This is a genomic window from Pseudomonas sp. LTGT-11-2Z (assembly GCF_003691445.1).
Taxonomy (GTDB): domain Bacteria; phylum Pseudomonadota; class Gammaproteobacteria; order Pseudomonadales; family Pseudomonadaceae; genus Aquipseudomonas; species Aquipseudomonas monteilii.
In genome coordinates, this window is record NZ_CP033104.1 from 1,879,849 (window position 1) to 1,900,973 (window position 21,125).

The window sequence follows — 21,125 nt, forward strand, 5'->3', positions numbered from 1 at the left end:
GTGCAATGGTGCAAACAGCAGAGGCTCTGAGGTTTGCACCATTTTTCATTCTTTAGGTCGAGGACCTCATCATGTTGAAAGGCTACGGGGCAGTCATCCTCGACGGGGCGTGGCTGACGCTTCAGCTCGCCCTGTCGTCGATGGCCCTGGCCATCGTGCTCGGCCTGATCGGTGTGGCGCTGCGCTTGTCGCCGGTGCGCTGGCTGGCCTGGCTGGGCGACCTGTATTCCACGGTGATCCGTGGTATTCCGGACCTGGTCCTGATCCTGCTGATCTTCTACGGCGGGCAAGACATCATCAACCGGGTGGCACCGCTGCTCGGCTACGAAGACTACATTGACCTGAACCCGCTGATTGCCGGTATCGGTACCCTGGGCTTCATCTTTGGCGCCTACCTGTCGGAAACCTTCCGCGGTGCCTTCCTGGGTATTCCCAAGGGCCAGGCCGAGGCGGGCGTGGCGTATGGCATGAGCCCGCGCCAGGTGTTCTTCCGCATCCAGGTGCCGCAAATGATTCGCCTGGCGATCCCGGGCTTCACCAACAACTGGCTGGTACTCACCAAGGCCACCGCACTGATCTCGGTCGTCGGCCTGCAGGACATGATGTTCAAGGCCAAGCAGGCGGCCGATGCCACCCGCGAGCCTTTCACCTTCTTCCTGGCGGTGGCGGCACTGTACCTGGTGCTGACCAGCGTCTCGCTGCTGGCCCTGAAGTATCTGGAGCGCCGCTACTCGGTGGGCGTCAAGGTGGCTGAACTATGATCTTCGACTACAACGTCGTCTGGGAGGCATTGCCGATGTACTTCGGCGGCCTGCTGACCACCCTCAAGCTGTTGGCGATTTCGCTGTTCTTCGGGCTGCTGGCGGCCATCCCGCTCGGCCTGATGCGCGTGTCGAAACAGCCGGCGATCAACCTGACTGCGTGGCTGTACACCTACGTGATCCGCGGCACACCCATGCTGGTGCAGCTGTTCCTGATCTACTACGGCCTGGCGCAGTTCGAGGCGGTGCGCGAGAGCTTCCTCTGGCCGCTGCTGTCCAGCGCCACCTTCTGCGCGTGCCTGGCGTTCGGCATCAACACCAGCGCCTACACCGCCGAAATCATTGCCGGCAGCCTCAAGGCCACGCCGCATGGCGAGATCGAGGCGGCCAAGGCCATGGGCATGTCGCGCATGAAAATGTACCGGCGCATCCTGCTGCCCTCGGCCCTGCGCCGGGCGCTGCCGCAATACAGCAACGAAGTGATCATGATGCTGCAAACCACCAGCCTGGCGTCGATCGTTACCCTGATCGACATCACCGGTGCCGCACGCACGGTCAACGCCCAGTACTACCTGCCTTTCGAGGCCTACATCACGGCGGGCGTGTTCTACCTGTGCCTGACCTTCATCCTGGTGCGCCTGTTCAAGATGGCCGAACGCCGCTGGCTCGGCTACCTGGCGCCGCGCAAGCACTGACCGCTCTGTGAGAATCGACAGCATGTACAAACTCGAAGTCCAAGACCTGCACAAGCGCTACGGCAGCCACGAAGTGCTCAAGGGCGTGTCGCTGGCGGCCAAGGCCGGCGACGTCATCAGCATCATCGGCTCCAGTGGTTCGGGCAAGTCGACCTTCCTGCGCTGCATCAACCTGCTGGAGCAGCCGCACGCGGGCAAGATCCTGCTCAACAACGAAGAGCTCAAGCTGGTGGCCGGCAAGGATGGCGCGCTGAAGGCTGCCGACCCGCGTCAGTTGCAGCGCATGCGCTCGCGCCTGTCGATGGTGTTCCAGCACTTCAACCTGTGGTCGCACATGACCGCACTGGAAAACATCATCGAAGCGCCGGTGCATGTGTTGGGTGTGAACAAGAAGGAGGCGCTGGAGAAGGCCGAGCATTACCTGGCCAAGGTCGGTGTTGCCCACCGCAAGGACGCCTTCCCCGGGCATATGTCGGGTGGCGAGCAACAGCGTGTGGCAATTGCCCGCGCGCTGGCCATGGAGCCGGAGGTTATGCTGTTCGACGAGCCGACCTCGGCACTGGACCCTGAACTGGTGGGCGATGTGCTCAAGGTGATGCAGGCGCTGGCCCAGGAAGGCCGCACCATGGTGGTGGTGACCCACGAAATGGGCTTTGCCCGTGAGGTGTCCAACCAGTTGGTGTTCCTGCACAAAGGCCTGGTGGAAGAAACCGGCTGCCCGCGTGAAGTGCTGGCCAACCCGCAGTCGGAGCGCCTGAAGCAGTTCCTCTCCGGCAGCCTGAAGTAAAAGCTGCATTTTTGCACCAGAATAGGGCATGCTGCGCGGCGAGCGCAGCCTGACCCGGCGCACAGACTCGAACGACCTCAGGTTTCGGACCGTACCCTATGACCACCCAGCGAATCGGTTTTCTCATCTGGCCTAGCACCAGGCCCTTGACCCTGGCGCTGGCCGAGGAAGTGTTGCTGGTGGCGCAGCGGGTACACCCGGATGTGGTCTACGAAATGGCCTTCCTGCAGGCGGAGCCGGCGCAAGAGGGGGGCTGGCGCCTGCCGGGCGACCCGTGGACTGGCCGCCTGGAGGGGTGCCACAAGCTGTTTCTGGTTGCTGACGAGCCGCCTGCGGCAGTAGGGGCAGCCTTGTCGGCTGCTCTCAAGCAGCAGGCGCGCAGCGGTTGCATGATCGGTGGCCTGTCAGCCGGTGTTTATCCTTTGGCGATGCTGGGCTTGCTCGACGGTTATCGTGCTGCCGTGCACTGGCGCTGGCAGGATGATTTTGCCGAGCGCTTCCCCAAGGTCATTGCCACCAGTCACCTGTTCGACTGGGACCGCGACCGCCTGACGGCCTGTGGCGGCATGGCTGTAACCGACCTGCTGCTGGCCGTGCTGGCCCGCGATCATGGGGCGGAGCTGGCGGGGGCTGTTTCGGAAGAGTTGGTGGTAGAGCGCATCCGCGAGGGTGGTGAGCGCCAGCGCATTCCGCTGCAGAACCGCCTGGGCTCCAGTCACCCCAAGCTGACCCAGGCGGTGCTGTTGATGGAAGCCAACATCGAAGAGCCGCTGACCACCGATGAGATTGCCCAGCATGTGTGTGTGTCGCGCCGGCAGCTGGAGCGCATCTTCAAGCAGTACCTGAACCGCGTGCCGAGCCAGTATTATCTAGAGCTGCGGCTTAACAAGGCGCGGCAGATGCTGATGCAGACCAGCAAGTCGATCATCCAGATCGGGCTGTCCTGTGGTTTCTCCTCGGGGCCGCATTTTTCCAGCGCCTACCGCAACTTCTTTGGCGCGACGCCACGGGAAGACCGTAACCAGCGGCGTAGCAGCAGCCCGTTCGAGCTGAGCTCGGCGCCGGCCGAAAAGGGCTGATATTTGGGTGGGTTCGGGTGTATGCCTTGGGTTTGATGATGGTGCTGAAATCGAGCGCCGCCCGCGCGGCGCTTCGCGGGGCAAGCCCGCTCCCACATTTGTTGCAACGTGCCGAACCTGACAGGCCATGGTTGTCCGCCTTGTTCGGCTGGCTGGATTTCTGAGTTGGCATTGCTGCAGCCCCACTTGTCTCAAACCTTGCGCCAAGGCCGGCAACGCCTCTTCCACAGGCGTGGCCACGTTGCAACAAATGTGGGAGCGGGCTTGCCCCGCGAAGCGCCGCGCGGGCGGCGCTCGATCTTCCAGGCACTACCCTAATATCGACATACACCCACACCCACTCAATCCCTTGTGAACACCCGTTCACCCAGCCCCCTCTCTCCCGTACACTGCGCGATTGCGACAGTGTTTGTCGCATTGCCGAAAACCTTGTCAAAACTGGGTTTTGCGCTGTAACAAGTTGTCGCTTGGCCGCAAGGACAGGCGCGGATCAGTCCTTACAATCCCCCCATCGCTCGCCACTTCCAGGCCAGCGTTCCTCTTCAGGAGACTCAGATGTCCGTTGAGCAAGCCCCGGTGCAACGTGCCGATTTCGACCAGGTCATGGTCCCCAACTATTCTCCGGCGGCCTTCATTCCTGTGCGAGGCGAGGGTTCCCGCGTCTGGGACCAGTCGGGTCGCGAGCTGATCGACTTTGCCGGTGGCATCGCGGTAAACGCCCTGGGCCATTGCCACCCGGCGCTGGTCAAGGCCCTGACCGAGCAGGCCAATACCCTCTGGCACGTATCCAACGTGTTCACCAACGAGCCGGCCCTGCGCCTGGCCCACAAACTGGTGGATGCTACCTTTGCCGACCGGGCGTTCTTCTGCAACTCCGGCGCCGAATCCAACGAGGCTGCTTTCAAGCTGGCCCGTCGCGTTGCACATGACCGCTTCGGCCCGGAAAAACACGAAATCATCGCCACCGTGAACAGCTTCCACGGCCGCACTTTGTTTACCGTCAGCGTCGGTGGCCAGCCGAAGTACTCCGATGGCTTCGGCCCGAAGATCACCGGCATCAGCCACGTGCCCTACAACGACCTGGAAGCGCTGAAGGCACAGATTTCCGACAAGACCTGCGCCGTGGTGATCGAGCCGATCCAGGGCGAGAGCGGCGTGGTGCCGGCCGACAAGGCCTACCTGGAAGGCGCGCGCAAGCTGTGCGACGAGCACAACGCCCTGCTGATCTTCGACGAAGTGCAAACCGGCGTGGGCCGTACCGGTTCGCTGTATGCCTACCAGCACTACGGCGTGACGCCAGACATCCTGACCAGCGCCAAGAGCCTGGGCGGCGGCTTCCCGATCGGCGCCATGCTGACCACCACCGAGCTGGCCAAACACCTGGCTGTCGGCACCCACGGCACCACCTATGGCGGCAACCCGCTGGGCTGCGCCGTTGCCTGTGCCGTGCTGGATGTGGTCAATACCCCGGAAACCCTGGCCGGCATCAAGGCCAAGCATGAGCGCTTCAAGACCCGTCTGGAGCAGATTGGCCAGAAGTACAACCTGTTCAGCCAGGTACGTGGCGTTGGCCTGCTGCTGGGCTGCGTGCTGACCGCAGCCTGGCAAGGCAAGGCCAAGGACGTACTCAACGCTGCCGAAAAAGAAGGCGTGATGGTGCTGCAGGCCGGCCCGGACGTGGTTCGCTTTGCGCCAAGCCTGGTGGTTGAAGACGCCGACATCGATGAAGGCCTGGAGCGCTTCGAGCGCGCCGTGGCCACGCTGACCAAAGGCTGATCCGCCTGCGGCCACTTCGCCGGCCCCAGCCCTGGCTGAGTCGGGCCGGCGATACCCGATTCCAGTGCAGGTGCCTGTGCACCTGCCGTTTTTCCGTGCCGCCGTAAGCGGCCCGTATTCCAAAGGAGTGACACCATGCTGGTGATGCGCCCCGCGCAAATGGCTGATCTGAACGAAGTGCAGCGCATGGCTGCAGACAGCCCCATTGGTGTCACCTCGCTGCCGGACGACGCTGCTCGCCTGGGCGACAAGATCGCCGCTTCCGAGACTTCCTTCGCCGCCGAGGTCAGCTTCAACGGTGAAGAAAGCTACTTCTTCGTGCTCGAAGACAGCGAAACCGGCAAGCTGGCTGGCTGCTCGGCCATTGTGGCGTCGGCGGGCTACTCCGAGCCGTTCTACAGCTTTCGCAACGAGACTTTCGTGCATGCCTCCCGCGAGCTGAAGATTCACAACAAGATTCACGTGCTGTCGCTGTGTCATGACCTGACCGGCAACAGCCTGCTGACCAGCTTCTATGTATTGCCAGAGCTGGTGAACAGTGGCTGGGCCGAGCTCAACTCGCGCGGTCGCCTGCTGTTCATGGCTTCGCACCCGGAGCGTTTCGCCGACTCGGTCGTGACCGAAATCGTCGGTTTCAGCGACGAGCAGGGCGAATCGCCTTTCTGGGATGCCATCGGCCGCAATTTCTTTGACCTCAACTATGCCGACGCCGAGCGCCTGTGTGGCCTTAAAAGCCGCACCTTCCTCGCCGAACTGATGCCGCACTACCCGATCTATGTGCCGCTGCTGCCTGATGAAGCGCAGGAAGCCATGGGCCAGGTGCACCCGCGCGCGCAGATCACCTTCGACATCCTCATGCGCGAAGGCTTCGAGACCGAGCACTACATCGACATCTTCGACGGCGGCCCGACCTTGCATGCGCGTACTTCGGGCATTCGCTCGATCGCTCAGAGCCGGGTAGTGCCGGTGAAAATCGAAGAAGCGCCAGCCAAGGGCGGGCGCCCGTACCTGGTGTGCAACGGCCAGCTCCAGGACTACCGCGCGGTGCTGCTGGACCTGGACTGGGTACCCGGCAAACCGGTAAGCCTGAGCGTGGCGGCAGCCGATGCACTGGGTGTGGGTGAGGGCGCCAGCGTGCGCCTGGTGGCGGTCTGAGGTCTGGTGACAGACGTTTCGGGATTGATGCGTTAGCAGAGTTTCGCGCCGGCCGATGCCGTCGCACAAGGAGATAGCATGATCGTTCGTCCTGTACGCAGCAGCGATTTGCCTGCGTTGATCGAATTGGCACGCAGCACCGGTACCACCGGGCTGACCACGCTGCCGGCCAACGAAGAGCGCCTGAGGCATCGCGTTGGCTGGGCGGAAAAAAGCTTCCGTGGCGAGGCCGAGCGTGGCGACACCGACTACCTGTTCGTGCTGGAAAACGACGAAGGCCTGGTGGTGGGCATCAGTGCCATTGCCGGTGCCGTCGGCCTGCGCGAGCCTTGGTACAACTACCGGGTCGGCCTGACCGTCAGTGCCTCGCAGGAGCTGAAGATCTACCGCGAAATCCCCACCCTGTTTCTGGCCAACGACCTGACCGGCAACTCCGAGCTGTGCTCGCTGTTCCTGCGCAGCGACTACCGCTCCGGGCTGAATGGCCGCCTGCTGTCGCGCGCGCGCATGCTGTTCATTGCCGAGTTCCCCGAGCTGTTCGGCAAGAAAATCATTGCCGAGATGCGCGGCATGTCGGACGAGCAGGGGCGTTCGCCGTTCTGGGAAAGCCTGGGCCGGCACTTCTTCAAGATGGAGTTCAGCCAGGCTGACTACCTCACTGGCGTGGGCAACAAGTCGTTCATCGCCGAGCTGATGCCCAAGTTCCCGCTGTACACCTGCTTCCTGTCAGAGGCCGCGCGCAATGTGATCGGCCGTGTGCACAAGGACACCGAGCCGGCGCTGGCCATGCTCAAGCAGGAAGGCTTCAACTACCAGGGCTACGTCGATATCTTCGATGCTGGCCCGGCCATCGAATGCGACACCGCCAAGATCCGCGCCGTGCGCGAGAGCCAGACCCTGGTGCTGGCGGTCGGCACGCCGGGCGATGACGCCACCCCTTACATCATCCATAACCGCAAGCGCGACGACTGCCGTATCACGGCTGCACCTGCGCGATTGGCCGCCGGCACCCTGGTGGTCGACCCGCTGACCGCCAAGCGCCTGCGCATGGGCGCCGGCGACAATGTGCGTGCGGTGCCGCTGTCGGCTAGCCGGGAGGCCCAATAAATGACCACGCATTTCATCGCTGGCAAGTGGCAGGCCGGCCAGGGCGAAACCCTGCAGTCGCTGAACCCGGTGACCCAGGCCGTGATCTGGCAAGGGCAGGGCGCCGATGCCAGCCAGGTGGACGCTGCCGTGCGGGCCGCGCGCCAGGCTTTCCCGGCCTGGGCGCAATTGAGCCTGGAAGCGCGCATCGATGTGCTGGAGAAGTTCGCGGCGCAATTGAAAGCGCACGCCGAAGCCATGGCTCAGTGCATCGGCGAGGAAACCGGCAAGCCGCTGTGGGAATCGGCAACCGAAGTCACCAGCATGATCAACAAAGTGGCGATTTCGGTGCAAAGCTACCGCGAGCGCACCGGCGAAAAGAGCGGCCCGCTGGCCGATGCCACGGCGGTGTTGCGGCACAAGCCCCACGGCGTGGTGGCAGTCTTCGGCCCATACAACTTCCCCGGTCACTTGCCTAACGGCCACATTGTGCCGGCGTTGTTGGCAGGCAATTGCGTGGTGTTCAAGCCCAGTGAGCTGACCCCAAAGGTGGCCGAGCTGACCGTCAATTGCTGGATCGCCGCTGGGTTGCCGGCGGGTGTGCTGAACCTGGTGCAGGGCGCACGCGAAACCGGTGTGGCGCTGGCTGCGAACCCGGGTATCGATGGTTTGTTCTTCACCGGTTCCAGCCGCACCGGCAACCTACTGCACCAGCAGTTCGCCGGTCGCCCGGACAAGATCCTGGCACTGGAAATGGGGGGCAACAACCCGCTGGTGGTGGACGAGGTCAAGGACATAGACGCGGCGGTGTACACCATTATCCAGTCGGCGTTCATTTCTGCCGGCCAGCGCTGCACCTGTGCCCGGCGCCTGCTGGTGCCGCAAGGTGCCTGGGGTGATGCGCTGATCGCGCGCCTGGTCGAGGTATGCAAAACCATTACGGTAGGTGCGTTCGATGAGCAACCGGCGCCGTTCATGGGCTCGGTGATCTCGCTGCAAGCGGCGCAGGCGCTGATGGCGGCCCAGGCCGAGCTGGTTGCCAAAGGCGGCGTGAAGCTGCTGGAAATGACCCAGCCGCAGGCCGATGCCGCGCTGCTGACCCCGGGCATCGTCGATGTCACTGGCGTGGCCGGGCGACCGGACGAAGAGTTCTTCGGCCCACTGCTGCAAGTCATCCGTTATGCCGACTTCGATGCGGCCATCGATGAAGCCAACAACACCCAGTACGGCCTGGCCGCCGGGTTGTTGTCCGACTCCCGCGCCCGCTACCAGTACTTCTGGCTGCGCAGCCGTGCCGGCATCGTCAACTGGAACAAGCAACTGACCGGTGCCGCCAGCAGCGCGCCGTTCGGTGGTGTGGGGGCCAGTGGCAACCACCGCGCCAGTGCCTATTACGCGGCTGACTATTGCGCTTACCCCGTGGCTTCGCTGGAGACCGCCAGCCTTGCCTTGCCGGCGACGTTGACGCCGGGCGTCACCCTATAACAACAGGTCACGGAGCCTAGCCGATGAAATCCTATGAAGTGAATTTTGATGGCCTGGTGGGGCCTACCCACAACTATGGCGGCCTGTCCTACGGCAACGTGGCTTCGCAAAGCAACAGCCAGCAGGGTTCCAGCCCGCGCGAAGCCGCACGCCAGGGCCTGGCGAAAATGAAGGCCCTGGCCGACCTGGGCTTCAAGCAAGGCGTGCTGGCGCCGCAGGAGCGCCCGGATGTGGCCGCCCTGCGCCGCCTGGGCTTCAGCGGCAGCGATGCCGAAGTGATCCGGCGTGCGGCTAAAGAAGCGATGCCGCTGCTGGTGGCCAGTTGCTCGGCGTCGAGCATGTGGGTGGCCAACGCGGCCACGGTCAGCCCCAGTGCCGACACCGCGGATGGCCGCGTACATTTCACCGCTGCCAACCTGAACTGCAAGTACCACCGCAGCATCGAGCACCCGACCACCAGCCGTGTGCTGGGCGCCATGTTCAACAACGAGAAACACTTTGCTCACCACGCAGCATTGCCTGCCGTGGCACAGTTCGGTGACGAGGGCGCGGCCAACCACACGCGCTTCTGCCGTGCCTATGGCGAGGCGGGCGTGGAGTTCTTCGTTTACGGCCGCAGTGCCTTCGACAGCCGCTACCCAGCGCCGCAGAAGTACCCGGCCCGGCAAACCCTGGAGGCCTCGCAGGCCGTGGCCCGGCTGCATGGGCTGAGTGATGATGGTGTGGTCTACGCTCAACAGAACCCTGCGGTGATCGACCAGGGCGTGTTCCACAACGATGTGATTTCGGTGGGCAACGGCGAGGTGCTGTTTTACCACGAGGACGCCTTCCTGGAGACCGACACGGTGCTTGGCCAGCTGCGAGCTAAACTGGCCAGCAAGGGTGGCAACTTCCAGGCTATCTGTGTGCCACGGGCGGCGGTGACGGTTGAGGATGCGGTGCGTTCCTACCTGTTCAATAGCCAGCTGCTCAGCCGCGACGACGGCTCCATGCTGCTGGTGGTGCCGGAAGAGTGCCGCAACAACGAGCGGGTCTGGGCCTACCTGGGCCAGCTGACCAGTCAGGGCGGCCCGGTGAAGGAGGTCAAGGTGTTCGACCTCAAGCAGAGCATGCAGAACGGTGGTGGCCCGGCTTGCCTGCGTTTGCGTGTGGCGTTGAAGGAATCGGAACTGGCAGCGGTCAACCAAGGCGTTATCATGACCGCCCCGCTGTACGACACCTTGGTGGGGTGGGTCGACAAGCATTATCGCGATCGCTTGAGCGACGCGGACCTGGCCGACCCACAACTGCTGGTGGAATGCCGTACGGCACTGGACGAATTGACCCAGATCCTGAAGTTGGGTTCGGTGTACCCGTTCCAACGACAACCTTGAAGAGAGACTTTGCAATGACCGACGCCCTGCGCCTGATCCTCGAAGATGAAGACGGCACCCAGCTGGAAACCTCCTGCACCCGTTTTGCCGTGGTCTGGCAAGGCAAGGAAGTGTGGATTCAGCAGGACGGCCGTGGCCAGCTGCTGATCGGTGTGGACGTCGAGGAAGACGACACCGAGTATGCCAACCTGCTGCTGCGCCCGATGGCCACCAATTTGGTCAGCCTGCAGCTGGAAATGGAGCCGGCTGAGGTTGGCGAAGACGACGATCACGTCCATGGCCCCGACTGCGGCCACCACCACTAAGGAAGCCCCTATGCTCGCCCTTGGCAAATTGCTTGAGCTGACCCTCACCGATCACGAACCGGCCGAGAAGACCCAAGTGACACCCAAGGGCGCGCGTTTGCGCTGGCTGGGGGAGGGCGCGCTGGAAGTGCGCCCTGCCGAGAACGAGGACTGTGGGCTGGACTTGCTGTTGTCCGCCGGCATCCATGGCAACGAAACGGCGCCGATCGAATTGCTCGAGCGGCTGCTGCACGGCGTGGCCAATGGCAAGATCAAGCCCAGGGCACGGTTACTGTTCCTGTTCGGCAACCCGGCGGCCATCCGCAAGGGCGAGCGCTTCATCGAGCAGGACATCAACCGGCTGTTCAACGGCCGCCATGAGCTTTCCAGTGGTTTCGAGGCATTGCGTGCCGCCGAACTGGAACAGTTCGCCCGGGTGTTCTTCAGCAAGCCGGGGCGTAGCCGCCTGCATTACGACCTGCATACCGCCATTCGCGGTTCGAAGATCGAGCAATTCGCCTTGTACCCTTATAAAGAGGGGCGCAAGCATTCCCGTCGTGAGTTGGCGCGCTTGGCGGCAGCGGGCATGGAGGCGGTGCTGTTGCAGAGCAAATCCTCCATCACCTTCAGTGCCTTCACCTATGAACAGCTGGATGCTGAAGCCTTCACCCTTGAGCTTGGCAAGGCTCGCCCGTTCGGTCAGAACGAGCAAGTCAACCTCGACAAGCTGGAAGAGCGGCTGGTCCGCATCATCGAGGCGACCGAGCCAGAGGGCGAGGGTTCGCTGGATGGCCTGCAACTGTTTAGCGTGTCTCGCGAGATCATCAAGCACAGCGACAGCTTCCACCTGCACCTGCCCGCGGACATCGAGAATTTCTCCGAGCTGAGCAAGGGTTACCTGCTGGCCGAAGACCTGGCCGAGACGCGCTGGGTGGTAGAGGAGGAGGGGGCGCGTATCATCTTCCCGAACCCGAAGGTGAAGAATGGGCTTCGGGCCGGGATTCTCATCGTACCGGATTCTGGCGCGCGCCTGTCCTGACGCTGCTCAGTCTGGAAATGCCACTTCCCCGGTCGGATCACCAACACTGAGATCGACAAGAGCACTGTACAGTACCGTGAACAGTGCGGTGACGGCATCCTCTCCATGGGCATAGGGGTCGTACAGTATGCTGGTGATGGCTGTAGCCCCCTCTACACCTGTCCTGGGGTCCCAACCCTGGCCATGCACAGCATTATTCCCGGCATACAGCTGCATCAGGATCAACCGCTCACCTTGTGGGTCGCCTTTGCGAGCAGATTGCAGTAGCTCTCTCAGCGCGGGCTGCCCAGCCAGCAGGGCAAGTTGCGCGAGCACGCGAAACTGGAACTGTGGCGTTCCGTAGATCGAAAGGTTGGGTATTTGTGTGTCGATCAGGGTTTTGTCCTGAGTCGCTTCGGTGTCCAGGCGTAGCGAGCCGCTAAAGTGCGCGTCAATACCGGTTGGCGCCTGCTTGCCTGCAAACTGCAGTACCAGTTCTTGCTGGTCCGAGCTTGGCTCGATCAGGTAGGGTTGGCCGGCAATCTCGATGCGAATGCAGCGGACTTCGCTCACCCGGATGTTGTCGGTTTTGGACCAGATGACGATCTCATCACGGCTGGCCACTGGTTCGAAGTCATTCTTCGCGTCTGTGAGTCGCCGTTGAATCTCTACCTCTGGGGTCTCAAGCAACGGGTAAATGTCCTGATCCTGCCGATAGGGCGTCGTGCCTTCGTTCAGCTCGACATAGCATAGACCGCTGCACGCTGTGCTACGGCCATTGAGGAGCACACTTGGAGTCGGGTTGGTCATGATGTATCTCCTGAGGTGGGAGATCAGTGTGTCGAGAGCGCTGCGAGGCAGTTGGTACATAATTGACGCACGGTTCATCTCTTGCGCCTGGCGCCCTGATACCTGCCGATCAGCGCCTAGTCGTTGTCGTCGGGCGAATGACATCGACATTAAGCGCATTTCATGCTCCGATTGACGGTTTATATCGTATAAACACACTACACCCAGGCATCAGGCTGGATATAATGGCGCCCTTTGCCGTCGTTTCGTCACCCCGACGCCGCCGTATCCGTGGAAGAACCTATGAAAAGCGCAGAAATCCGTGAAGCCTTCCTTCGCTTCTTCGAAGAGCAGGGCCATACCCGAGTCGCCTCCAGTTCGCTGATTCCGAACAACGACCCGACCCTGCTGTTCACCAATGCCGGCATGAACCAGTTCAAGGACTGCTTCCTCGGTGCGGAGAAGCGCGCCTACACCCGTGCTGTCAGCAGCCAGAAGTGCGTGCGCGCTGGTGGTAAGCACAACGACCTGGAAAACGTTGGTTACACCGCGCGTCACCACACCTTCTTCGAAATGCTGGGCAACTTCAGCTTCGGCGACTATTTCAAGCGCGATGCCATCACCTTCGCCTGGACCTTCCTGACCTCGGACAAATGGCTGAACCTGCCCAAGGAAAAGCTCTGGGTCACCGTCTACGCCACTGACGACGAAGCCTACGACATCTGGACCAAGGAAGTCGGTGTGCCGGAAGAGCGCATGGTGCGTATCGGCGACAACAAAGGTGCCCCGTACGCTTCCGACAACTTCTGGACCATGGGTGACACTGGCCCGTGCGGCCCATGCACCGAGATCTTCTACGACCACGGCGCAGACATCTGGGGCGGCCCACCCGGCTCGCCAGAAGAAGACGGCGACCGTTACATCGAGATCTGGAACAACGTTTTCATGCAGTTCAACCGCACCGCCGACGGCGTCCTGCACCCGCTGCCAGCGCCGTCGGTAGACACCGGCATGGGCCTGGAACGTGTCAGCGCCGTGCTGCAGCACGTGCACTCGAACTACGAGATCGACCTGTTCCAGAACCTGCTGGCGGCGGCTGCCAAGGCCATCGGTTGCAGCAACGACGGCCAGGCCTCGCTGAAAGTGGTGGCCGACCATATCCGTTCGTGCGGCTTCCTGATCGCCGACGGCGTGCTGCCGTCCAACGAAGGCCGTGGCTATGTGCTGCGCCGCATCATTCGCCGCGCCTGCCGTCACGGTAACAAGCTGGGCGCCAAGGGCAGCTTCTTCTACCAGATCGTCGCCGCACTGGCCGCCGAAATGGGCGAGGCCTTCCCAGAGCTGAAAAGCCAGCAGGCGCACATCGAGCGCGTGCTCAAGGCCGAGGAAGAGCAGTTTGCCAAGACCCTGGAGCAGGGCTTGCGCATTCTTGAGCAAGACCTGGCCCAGCTCAAAGGCGACGTGGTACCGGGTGACGTGGTGTTCAAGTTGTACGACACCTACGGCTTCCCGATGGACCTGACCGCCGACATCGCCCGTGAGCGCGAGCTGACCATCGACGAAGCCGGCTTCGAGCGCGAAATGGACGCCCAGCGTGAGCGCGCCCGTTCCGCCAGCGCCTTCGGCATGGACTACAACAGCCTGGTCAAGGTCGACAGTGCCACCGAGTTCCTCGGCTACGACGCCACTGAAGGCCAGGGCAAGATCATCGCCTTGTACAAGGACGGCCAGTCCGTCGACCAATTGGGTGAAGGCGAGCAGGGCGTGGTTGTGCTCGACCGTACGCCGTTCTACGCCGAATCCGGTGGCCAGGTGGGTGACACCGGCTTCCTGCAGGCTGGCGCTGCGCGCTTCGACGTGCGCGACACCACCAAGACTGGTGGTGCCTTCCTGCACCACGGCGTGGTCGCCAGCGGTGCGCTGGTAATCGGCTCGCCGGTCGAGGCCAAGGTCGATGCCGACGTGCAGCACGCCACCTCGCTGAACCACTCCGCCACCCACCTGCTGCACGAAGCGCTGCGCCAGGTGCTGGGCGAGCACGTACAGCAGAAGGGCTCGCTGGTCGACAGCCAGCGCCTGCGTTTCGACTTCAGCCACTTCGAGGCGGTAAAACCGGAGCAGATCAAGGCCCTGGAAGACATTGTCAACCGCGAAGTGCGCAAGAACACCCCGGTAGAAACCGAGCTGACCGACATCGAAACCGCCAAGGCCAAAGGCGCCATGGCGCTGTTCGGTGAGAAGTACGGCGACACCGTGCGTGTACTGAGCATGGGCGGTGATTTCTCGGTGGAGCTGTGCGGCGGTATCCATGCCAAGCGCACCGGTGACATCAGTCTGTTCAAGATCATCAGCGAAGGCGGCGTGGCCTCTGGCGTACGCCGTATCGAAGCCGTTACCGGCGCAGCAGCGCTGGCCTACCTGAACGCTGCCGAAGAGCAGGTCAAGGAAGCCGCGCAACTGGTGAAAGGTAACCGCGACAACCTGATCGACAAGCTGTCGGCTGTGCTTGAGCGCAACCGCCAGCTGGAGAAGCAGCTGGAGCAGCTGCAGGCCAAGGCCGCCAGCGCCGCCGGGGACGATCTCTCCAACGCGGCCGTTGAGGTCAAGGGCGCCAAGGTGCTTGCTGCCCGCCTGGATGGGCAGGACGGCAAGGCCCTGCTGGCCCTGGTCGATCAGCTGAAGAACAAGCTCGGCCACGCAGTGATCCTGCTGGGCAGCGAGCATGAGGGCAAGGTTGTGCTGGTGGCCGGCGTAACCAAGGACCTCTCCAGCCAACTCAAGGCTGGCGATCTGATGAAACAAGCCGCTGCGGCGGTGGGTGGCAAGGGCGGTGGCCGTCCGGACATGGCCCAGGGTGGTGGCGTCGATGTCGCTGCACTGGACCAGGCCCTGGCGCTGGCCGTGCCATTCGCAGAGCAGGGACTTTGAGATGAAGGCGCCGGCGGTCTAGTCGCCGGCCTCTTCATGTTGGATTGTTTTTTGGGGCCCTGTATGGGCTGAGGCACCATTGAAATGGCGTTGATCGTACAGAAATTTGGCGGCACCTCTGTCGGTTCCATCGAGCGGATCGAGCAGGTAGCCGAAAAGGTCAAGAAACACCGTGAAGCGGGCGACGACCTGGTGGTTGTATTGTCGGCCATGAGCGGTGAAACCAATCGCCTGATCGACCTGGCCAAGCAGATCACTGATCAGCCAGTTCCGCGTGAACTGGACGTGATCGTGTCGACCGGTGAGCAGGTCACCATCGCCCTGCTGACCATGGCCTTGATCAAGCGTGGTGTGCCAGCGGTGTCCTACACCGGCAACCAGGTGCGCATCCTTACCGATAGCGCGCACAACAAGGCGCGCATCCTGCAGATCGACGACCAGAAGATTCGCGCCGACCTCAAGGAAGGCCGCGTGGTCGTGGTGGCGGGCTTCCAGGGTGTGGACGAGCACGGCAACATCACCACCCTGGGCCGTGGCGGCTCCGACACCACCGGCGTGGCCCTGGCGGCAGCGCTGAAGGCGGACGAGTGCCAGATCTACACCGACGTCGATGGCGTCTACACCACCGACCCACGCGTCGTGCCGCAGGCCCAGCGCCTGGAGAAGATCACCTTCGAAGAGATGCTGGAAATGGCCAGCCTCGGTTCCAAGGTGCTGCAGATCCGTTCGGTGGAGTTCGCCGGCAAGTACAACGTCCCGCTGCGCGTGCTGCACAGCTTCAAGGAGGGTCCGGGTACCCTCATTACCATTGATGAAGAGGAATCCATGGAACAGCCGATCATTTCCGGTATCGCCTTCAACCGTGATGAAGCCAAGCTGACCATTCGCGGCGTGCCGGACACCCCGGGCGTGGCCTTCAAGATCCTCGGCCCGATCAGCGCTTCGAACATCGAAGTGGACATGATCGTGCAGAACGTTGCCCACGATAACACCACCGACTTCACCTTCACCGTACACCGCAACGAGTACGAGAAGGCGCAAAGCGTGCTGGAAAACACTGCTCGCGAAATCGGTGCCCGTGAAGTGATCGGCGACACCAAGATCGCCAAGGTCTCGATCGTTGGCGTCGGCATGCGTTCGCACGCCGGTGTGGCCAGCCGCATGTTTGAAGCCCTGGCCAAGGAGAGCATCAACATCCAGATGATCTCCACCTCCGAGATCAAGGTCTCGGTAGTGATCGAAGAGAAGTACCTGGAGCTGGCCGTACGCGCGCTGCACACCGCGTTCGAGCTCGACGCTCCTGCCCGACAGGGCGAGTAAGGCGCTGCCTGGAAGGGCGCGGCTGGTGCCGCGCCCTTCGCGTTTCTGCTCGCCACGCAGGCCCTGTCCTGCCCTGTGTGGCGCGTAACCGGGGTCCCGTCGTCGTCCACGACTGGCCCTGATACCCAAGACTGTTACCCCTGAATGTTTTGCGTAAGGAGAAAGCTATGTTGATTCTGACTCGTCGGTGCGCCGAGAGCCTGATCATTGGAGACGGCGAGATCACCGTGACGGTGCTTGGCGTCAAAGGCAACCAGGTGCGTATTGGCGTCAGCGCCCCGAAAGAAGTGGCTGTTCACCGCGAGGAAATCTACCTGCGGATCAAGAAGGAGAAGGATGAAGAGCCAAGCCTTTAATTTTTTTGAAGTTTTTTTCAAAAAAAGGGTTGCAAAGGTGAAAGAGGTTCTTTAATATTCGCCTCGTGTTGCGGTGAGGTGGCCGAGTGGCCGAAGGCGCTCCCCTGCTAAGGGAGTATACCTCATAAGGGTATCGGGGGTTCGAATCCCCCCTTCACCGCCATTATTTGCGTAGGGCGCTGTAAACAGTAAGAACGCTAAGTCGTTGATTTTAAACGAAAACGTTCTTGCAAAAATGTTTCAGCGACCTATAATGCGCGGCAAGACACGGACTCATAGCTCAGCTGGATAGAGTACTCGGCTACGAACCGAGCGGTCGCAGGTTCGAATCCTGCTGAGTCCGCCACTTTCTTGAAGTGGCTCTGCTTGCAAAGCTGTTTCAGTCAACCAGTGGTAACCTGGTCTAAAACTACCACCACGGACTCATAGCTCAGCTGGATAGAGTACTCGGCTACGAACCGAGCGGTCGCAGGTTCGAATCCTGCTGAGTCCGCCACTTTCTTGAAGTGGCTCTGCTTGCAAAGCTGTTTCAGTCAACCAGTGGTAACCTGGTCTAAAACTACCACCACGGACTCATAGCTCAGCTGGATAGAGTACTCGGCTACGAACCGAGCGGTCGCAGGTTCGAATCCTGCTGAGTCCGCCACTTTCTTGAAGTGGCTCTGCTTGCAAAGCTGTTTCAGTCAACCAGTGGTAACCTGGTCTAAAACTACCACCACGGACTCATAGCTCAGCTGGATAGAGTACTCGGCTACGAACCGAGCGGTCGCAGGTTCGAATCCTGCTGAGTCCGCCATACCCCATCAAGAAGCCCGCTCATTTGAGCGGGCTTTTTGTTTTTCTGCGCCAATGAATTGTTGGTGATGTCGATCTACGCTCTTCTGTAATGATTGTGGTGTAGCTTGGCGCCGCCGTGCGGCAACCAAAACAAATGTGCTTTCCCATCCACAACAACCGTCGCACTGATAGCTTCGAGCGTTGTCCTAGCTTTATCACGCAAACGATTGTTCTGGCCAAAAATTTAAGCGATCTGACAGCTTTAGCAGTGTATGATTGCGCCCGTCAGCCCCGCCGGGGCTTGTGGAAAACCACCATGGACTTACCCAGTAGTTACTCGCTAACACGATTCATACAGAAAGATCTGACCGATTGATTCCCCCGGCGTGCTCCGCTGCTGGGAGTGGAGCTCGCCTATGACTGAAGTAGAAGTAAAAAAAGCGCAAGAGAGCCTGCAGGATCGCCTGGCTCAGGTGGTCGAACTGCTGCAGCGCCAGCGTGTGGTCGAAGACCTGACTCACCGCCAGGAAGGCGCGCACAACGACCTGGTGGAAAACCTCGTCCACCGCCAGAACCTCGTCGAGCTGCAGCGTAAGCTCGATGACCTGCACCCCGCCGACATCGCCTATATCCTCGAAGCCTTGCCCCTGGAAGACCGCCTGACGGTCTGGCAGCTGGTGCGCTCGGACCGCGATGGCGACATCCTGCTGGAAGTATCCGACTCGGTTCGTCAATCGCTGATCGCTGACATGGACGATCACGAGCTGCTGGCCGCCGCCAAGGAAATGGACGCCGACGAGCTGGCCGACCTGGCCCCAGAGCTACCGCGCGACGTTATCCATGAGCTGATGGAAACCCTCGATGCCCAGCAACGCGAACGTGTGCGTTCGGCGCTGAGCTACGACGAGGAGCAGGTCGGTGCGCTGATGGACTTCGAGATGGTCACCATCCGCGAAGACGTCAGCCTGGAAGTGGTGCTGCGCTACCTGCGCCGCCTGAAAGAGCTGCCCAACCACACCGACAAACTGTTCGTGGTCGATTACGACGGCATCCTCAAGGGTGTGTTGCCTATCAAGCGCCTGCTGGTCAACGACCCGGAGAAGAAGGTGGCGGAGGTCATGGCGACCGACCCGGTATCCTTCCAGCCCGAGGAAGATGCCTATGATGCGGCGCAGGCTTTCGAGCGTTACGACCTGGTATCGGCACCTGTCGTAGACAAGGGCGAGCGCCTGATCGGCCGTTTGACCATTGACGAGATGGTCGACCTGATCCGTGAAGAGAGCGAGAGCGAAGTCCTCAACATGGCGGGTCTGCGTGAAGAGGAAGACATCTTCGCCTCGGTCTGGCGCTCGTTCCGCAACCGCTGGGCGTGGCTGGCGATCAATCTGATTACCGCGTTCCTCGCTTCGCGAGTGATCGGGGTGTTCGAGGGTTCGATCGAGAAGCTGGTGGCGTTGGCTGCGTTGATGCCGATTGTTGCGGGTATTGGTGGCAACTCGGGTAACCAGACCATCACCATGATTGTCCGCGCCATGGCCCTGGACCAGGTATCGCCGGGCAATACCAGCCGCCTGATGCGAAAAGAACTGGCGGTGTCGCTGATCAACGGCCTGGTGTGGGGCGGAGTGATTGGTGCCGTGGCTTTCTGGTTATACGGCAGCTGGTCGCTGGGCGTGGTGATGACTGCAGCGATGACCTTGAACCTGTTACTGGCGGCGCTGATGGGTGTGCTCATCCCGATGACGTTGGCCCGCTTGGGGCGCGACCCGGCGATGGGGGCGAGTGTGATGATCACTGCCGTGACCGACAGTGGCGGCTTCTTCATCTTCCTTGGCCTGGCCACATTGTTCCTTCTCTAAGCCCATACACAATCCTTTGCAGGAGCGGCCTTGTGCCACGAAAGGCCGCTCCTGAAAAGGGCTGCGTTTGCTTCAGATAGCCCCATAAAAAAAGCCAGCTTACGCTGGCTTTTTTGTGCTCGCTTGCAGGCCTCAGGAGGCGTCGGCGGCCATTTCCACATCGTGAGCGATGAGGGCGACCAAGGCATTCTGCTGGCGGTGGGACAGTTGGCGGAAGCGCTGCAGCAACTCGCGCTCATGCAAGGACAGCTCAGGGCTGTCCAGGCGCATGCTCAGCTCGTCACCCAACGCACCTTCCTGGATAAGGCTCTGCTCCAGGCGCGCGATGATTTCGGAGTTCATGCTGCGGTGATGGTTGCGCGCTACCTCGGCAATGCGCTCACGCATTCCGTCTGGCAGGCGGACGACGAACTTGTCAGCGGTGCGGCTCGAATAAATAGCCTGTTTCATTGGGCGCATATAAATTGACCGGAGTTTGGTTCAGGGGAAGCGGTTCTCAAATTGGCCGCACGGGGTGGAAATACGACCGTGGCGACGACAAAATGTTCAACCGTCAGTGAAAAATGGATGCTCATCTTGCCTCATGGTCGCCGTTTCCTTGGCGTCAATTCTGTGACAAATAGTGGGCCGGATAGAGGCTTTATGCCAGTACCAATTATCAGAAATGAGCACTGGTTTGAAAAGTTTTACATGCTCCGGCTTGCCTGACCGTCAGTCTTTTGCCGTCAAAAACTGGTAAAACACAGCAAAAGGACAGGAAAACCCCTAGAATGCGCCGGTTTACCTCCATAGAGCATAGTGGCTATGCAACATGACGCAAGCGACCGCCGATCAGGGACAGGCCGGCTGATATTTCTGGTAGGACCGTCAGGTTCGGGAAAAGATTCCCTGATCGACGCTTCGCGTGAGCGGCTGGCGGCCGCCGGGGTAGAGGTTGCCCGTCGGGTCATTACCCGCTCGGCCGAAGCCAAGGGCGAAGCTGCCCAAGGGGTTACGGCGGAACAGTTTGAAACCCTGCGTGAGCAGGGGGCATTTGCCATGTGCTGGTGGGCCAATGGCCTGGGGTATGGCATTCCTCGGCAGGTGGATGAGTGGTTGGCGGCGGGCAAGGCGGTGCTGGTGAATGGCTCGCGGGCTTACCTGCCCGAAGCGCGTCAGCGTTACCCGGACATGTTGGCAGTGCTGGTCGAGGTCAGGCCGGAGGTGCTGCGCCAGCGCTTGCTAGCCCGGGGCCGCGAAAGCGTCGAGGAGGTTGAACAGCGGTTGGCGCGCAGTGCTCGTTTGCAGGTGTTGTCCGATCCTTCGGTGCATGTGCTGGACAACTCGACAAGCCTGGAGGCAGCGGTCGCGGCCCTGTTCGGGTTGCTTCGCGATGAAGGTGTGCTGCCGCCGGTGTAGCAGTGCCAGAAAAGGATTACGCGAAAAAGCCAGGTAGAGGCATGACAAACGCCAGCATGCTGGTTAACATGCTGGCCGTCCCGCTGTGCAGCGCTCGCTGCCGGTGCTTGCGTCTCAGTAGCTCAATTGGATAGAGCATCCCCCTCCTAAGGGGAAGGTTGCAGGTTCAATTCCTGCCTGGGACGCCATTTCCTGTTTG

General features: G+C 61.5%; 18 protein-coding genes and 6 tRNA genes. 22 read left to right on the plus strand and 2 right to left on the minus strand.

Annotation, left to right across the window (positions count from 1 at the left end; genetic code table 11):
- Positions 1–71 precede the first annotated feature (71 nt).
- From D8767_RS08875 to astE, 11 genes are all read left to right on the plus strand, one after another.
- Complete coding sequence (locus tag D8767_RS08875; protein ID WP_003254523.1) at positions 72–761, plus strand: ABC transporter permease; 690 nt, start codon at positions 72–74, stop codon at positions 759–761.
- Entirely contained in the window at positions 758–1,456 is a 699-nt protein-coding gene (locus D8767_RS08880; protein WP_016711852.1) for an ABC transporter permease, read from the plus strand. Before D8767_RS08875 ends, D8767_RS08880 begins: the two co-directional genes overlap by 4 nt.
- Before the next feature lie 22 nt (positions 1,457–1,478).
- A complete protein-coding gene (locus D8767_RS08885; RefSeq protein WP_016711851.1) occupies positions 1,479–2,243 on the plus strand; it encodes an ABC transporter ATP-binding protein in 765 nt (254 codons plus the stop codon).
- 98 nt (positions 2,244–2,341) lie between these two features.
- Entirely contained in the window at positions 2,342–3,322 is a 981-nt protein-coding gene (argR, locus tag D8767_RS08890) for a transcriptional regulator ArgR (RefSeq protein ID WP_016711850.1), read from the plus strand.
- A gap of 555 nt (positions 3,323–3,877) precedes the next feature.
- Positions 3,878–5,098 (plus strand): aspartate aminotransferase family protein, encoded by a 1,221-nt coding sequence (locus tag D8767_RS08895; RefSeq protein ID WP_016711849.1) that lies wholly within the window; start codon positions 3,878–3,880, stop codon positions 5,096–5,098.
- Positions 5,099–5,233: 135 nt separating this feature from the next.
- Positions 5,234–6,253 (plus strand): arginine/ornithine succinyltransferase subunit alpha, encoded by a 1,020-nt coding sequence (aruF, locus tag D8767_RS08900; RefSeq protein ID WP_016711848.1) that lies wholly within the window; start codon positions 5,234–5,236, stop codon positions 6,251–6,253.
- Between the two features lie 78 nt (positions 6,254–6,331).
- On the plus strand, positions 6,332–7,360 hold the full coding sequence (gene astA / locus D8767_RS08905) for an arginine N-succinyltransferase (RefSeq protein WP_016711847.1): 1,029 nt from the start codon (positions 6,332–6,334) through the stop codon (positions 7,358–7,360).
- Entirely contained in the window at positions 7,361–8,824 is a 1,464-nt protein-coding gene (astD, locus tag D8767_RS08910; RefSeq protein ID WP_016711846.1) for a succinylglutamate-semialdehyde dehydrogenase, read from the plus strand. It abuts the gene before it with no gap.
- A gap of 23 nt (positions 8,825–8,847) precedes the next feature.
- Complete coding sequence (gene astB / locus D8767_RS08915; protein ID WP_016711845.1) at positions 8,848–10,197, plus strand: N-succinylarginine dihydrolase; 1,350 nt, start codon at positions 8,848–8,850, stop codon at positions 10,195–10,197.
- A 14-nt stretch (positions 10,198–10,211) separates the two neighbouring features.
- Positions 10,212–10,502, plus strand: a complete 291-nt coding sequence (locus D8767_RS08920; RefSeq protein WP_003256592.1) for a topoisomerase II — start codon at positions 10,212–10,214, stop codon at positions 10,500–10,502.
- 10 nt (positions 10,503–10,512) lie between these two features.
- Entirely contained in the window at positions 10,513–11,520 is a 1,008-nt protein-coding gene (astE, locus tag D8767_RS08925) for a succinylglutamate desuccinylase (RefSeq protein ID WP_016711844.1), read from the plus strand.
- A 6-nt stretch (positions 11,521–11,526) separates the two neighbouring features.
- Here astE and D8767_RS08930 read toward each other — a convergent pair whose 3' ends face one another.
- Positions 11,527–12,309, minus strand: a complete 783-nt coding sequence (locus D8767_RS08930) for a hypothetical protein (protein WP_033723940.1) — start codon at positions 12,307–12,309, stop codon at positions 11,527–11,529.
- Between the two features lie 282 nt (positions 12,310–12,591).
- Between D8767_RS08930 and alaS the strand changes: the two genes are divergently transcribed.
- The 9 genes from alaS to mgtE all read left to right on the plus strand — a co-directional run bounded on the left by alaS (position 12,592) and on the right by mgtE (position 19,528).
- On the plus strand, positions 12,592–15,216 hold the full coding sequence (gene alaS / locus D8767_RS08935; RefSeq protein ID WP_025753867.1) for an alanine--tRNA ligase: 2,625 nt from the start codon (positions 12,592–12,594) through the stop codon (positions 15,214–15,216).
- Between the two features lie 84 nt (positions 15,217–15,300).
- Entirely contained in the window at positions 15,301–16,536 is a 1,236-nt protein-coding gene (locus D8767_RS08940; RefSeq protein WP_016711842.1) for an aspartate kinase, read from the plus strand.
- Positions 16,537–16,703: 167 nt separating this feature from the next.
- Positions 16,704–16,892, plus strand: coding sequence for a carbon storage regulator CsrA (gene csrA, locus D8767_RS08945; RefSeq protein WP_003254503.1), 189 nt, complete (start codon positions 16,704–16,706; stop codon positions 16,890–16,892).
- Between the two features lie 72 nt (positions 16,893–16,964).
- Positions 16,965–17,055: transfer RNA gene (locus D8767_RS08950), tRNA-Ser, on the plus strand.
- A 106-nt stretch (positions 17,056–17,161) separates the two neighbouring features.
- Positions 17,162–17,238 (plus strand) — tRNA-Arg (locus D8767_RS08955).
- Positions 17,239–17,311: 73 nt separating this feature from the next.
- Positions 17,312–17,388: transfer RNA gene (locus D8767_RS08960), tRNA-Arg, on the plus strand.
- A gap of 73 nt (positions 17,389–17,461) precedes the next feature.
- Positions 17,462–17,538 (plus strand) — tRNA-Arg (locus D8767_RS08965).
- 73 nt (positions 17,539–17,611) lie between these two features.
- Positions 17,612–17,688 (plus strand) — tRNA-Arg (locus D8767_RS08970).
- A gap of 397 nt (positions 17,689–18,085) precedes the next feature.
- On the plus strand, positions 18,086–19,528 hold the full coding sequence (gene mgtE / locus D8767_RS08975; protein WP_016711838.1) for a magnesium transporter: 1,443 nt from the start codon (positions 18,086–18,088) through the stop codon (positions 19,526–19,528).
- A 132-nt stretch (positions 19,529–19,660) separates the two neighbouring features.
- On the opposite strand, the gene D8767_RS08980 is transcribed toward mgtE, so the two are convergent.
- Complete coding sequence (locus D8767_RS08980; RefSeq protein WP_003254499.1) at positions 19,661–19,987, minus strand: Arc family DNA-binding protein; 327 nt, start codon at positions 19,985–19,987, stop codon at positions 19,661–19,663.
- 345 nt (positions 19,988–20,332) lie between these two features.
- Here D8767_RS08980 and phnN point away from each other — a divergent pair, with 345 nt between their 5' ends.
- Together phnN and D8767_RS08990 are read left to right on the plus strand one after the other, a co-directional pair.
- The gene (gene phnN / locus D8767_RS08985) at positions 20,333–20,926 is read left to right on the plus strand and encodes a phosphonate metabolism protein/1,5-bisphosphokinase (PRPP-forming) PhnN (RefSeq protein ID WP_016711837.1); all 594 of its coding nucleotides are present in this window, start codon (positions 20,333–20,335) and stop codon (positions 20,924–20,926) included.
- Positions 20,927–21,037: 111 nt separating this feature from the next.
- A tRNA-Arg gene (locus tag D8767_RS08990) sits at positions 21,038–21,114 on the plus strand.
- Positions 21,115–21,125 lie beyond the last annotated feature (11 nt).

What these genes read in the sequence shown, in the direction of transcription:
- D8767_RS08875 (WP_003254523.1), top strand. Translation starts at nt 72, where the DNA reads ATGTTGAAAGGCTACGGGGCAGTCATCCTCGACGGGGCGTGGCTGACG.
- D8767_RS08880 (WP_016711852.1), top strand. Translation starts at nt 758, where the DNA reads ATGATCTTCGACTACAACGTCGTCTGGGAGGCATTGCCGATGTACTTC.
- D8767_RS08885 (WP_016711851.1), top strand. Translation starts at nt 1,479, where the DNA reads ATGTACAAACTCGAAGTCCAAGACCTGCACAAGCGCTACGGCAGCCAC.
- argR (WP_016711850.1), top strand. Translation starts at nt 2,342, where the DNA reads ATGACCACCCAGCGAATCGGTTTTCTCATCTGGCCTAGCACCAGGCCC.
- D8767_RS08895 (WP_016711849.1), top strand. Translation starts at nt 3,878, where the DNA reads ATGTCCGTTGAGCAAGCCCCGGTGCAACGTGCCGATTTCGACCAGGTC.
- aruF (WP_016711848.1), top strand. Translation starts at nt 5,234, where the DNA reads ATGCTGGTGATGCGCCCCGCGCAAATGGCTGATCTGAACGAAGTGCAG.
- astA (WP_016711847.1), top strand. Translation starts at nt 6,332, where the DNA reads ATGATCGTTCGTCCTGTACGCAGCAGCGATTTGCCTGCGTTGATCGAA.
- astD (WP_016711846.1), top strand. Translation starts at nt 7,361, where the DNA reads ATGACCACGCATTTCATCGCTGGCAAGTGGCAGGCCGGCCAGGGCGAA.
- astB (WP_016711845.1), top strand. Translation starts at nt 8,848, where the DNA reads ATGAAATCCTATGAAGTGAATTTTGATGGCCTGGTGGGGCCTACCCAC.
- D8767_RS08920 (WP_003256592.1), top strand. Translation starts at nt 10,212, where the DNA reads ATGACCGACGCCCTGCGCCTGATCCTCGAAGATGAAGACGGCACCCAG.
- astE (WP_016711844.1), top strand. Translation starts at nt 10,513, where the DNA reads ATGCTCGCCCTTGGCAAATTGCTTGAGCTGACCCTCACCGATCACGAA.
- D8767_RS08930 (WP_033723940.1), bottom strand. Translation starts at nt 12,309, where the DNA reads ATGACCAACCCGACTCCAAGTGTGCTCCTCAATGGCCGTAGCACAGCG.
- alaS (WP_025753867.1), top strand. Translation starts at nt 12,592, where the DNA reads ATGAAAAGCGCAGAAATCCGTGAAGCCTTCCTTCGCTTCTTCGAAGAG.
- D8767_RS08940 (WP_016711842.1), top strand. Translation starts at nt 15,301, where the DNA reads ATGGCGTTGATCGTACAGAAATTTGGCGGCACCTCTGTCGGTTCCATC.
- csrA (WP_003254503.1), top strand. Translation starts at nt 16,704, where the DNA reads ATGTTGATTCTGACTCGTCGGTGCGCCGAGAGCCTGATCATTGGAGAC.
- mgtE (WP_016711838.1), top strand. Translation starts at nt 18,086, where the DNA reads ATGACTGAAGTAGAAGTAAAAAAAGCGCAAGAGAGCCTGCAGGATCGC.
- D8767_RS08980 (WP_003254499.1), bottom strand. Translation starts at nt 19,987, where the DNA reads ATGCGCCCAATGAAACAGGCTATTTATTCGAGCCGCACCGCTGACAAG.
- phnN (WP_016711837.1), top strand. Translation starts at nt 20,333, where the DNA reads ATGCAACATGACGCAAGCGACCGCCGATCAGGGACAGGCCGGCTGATA.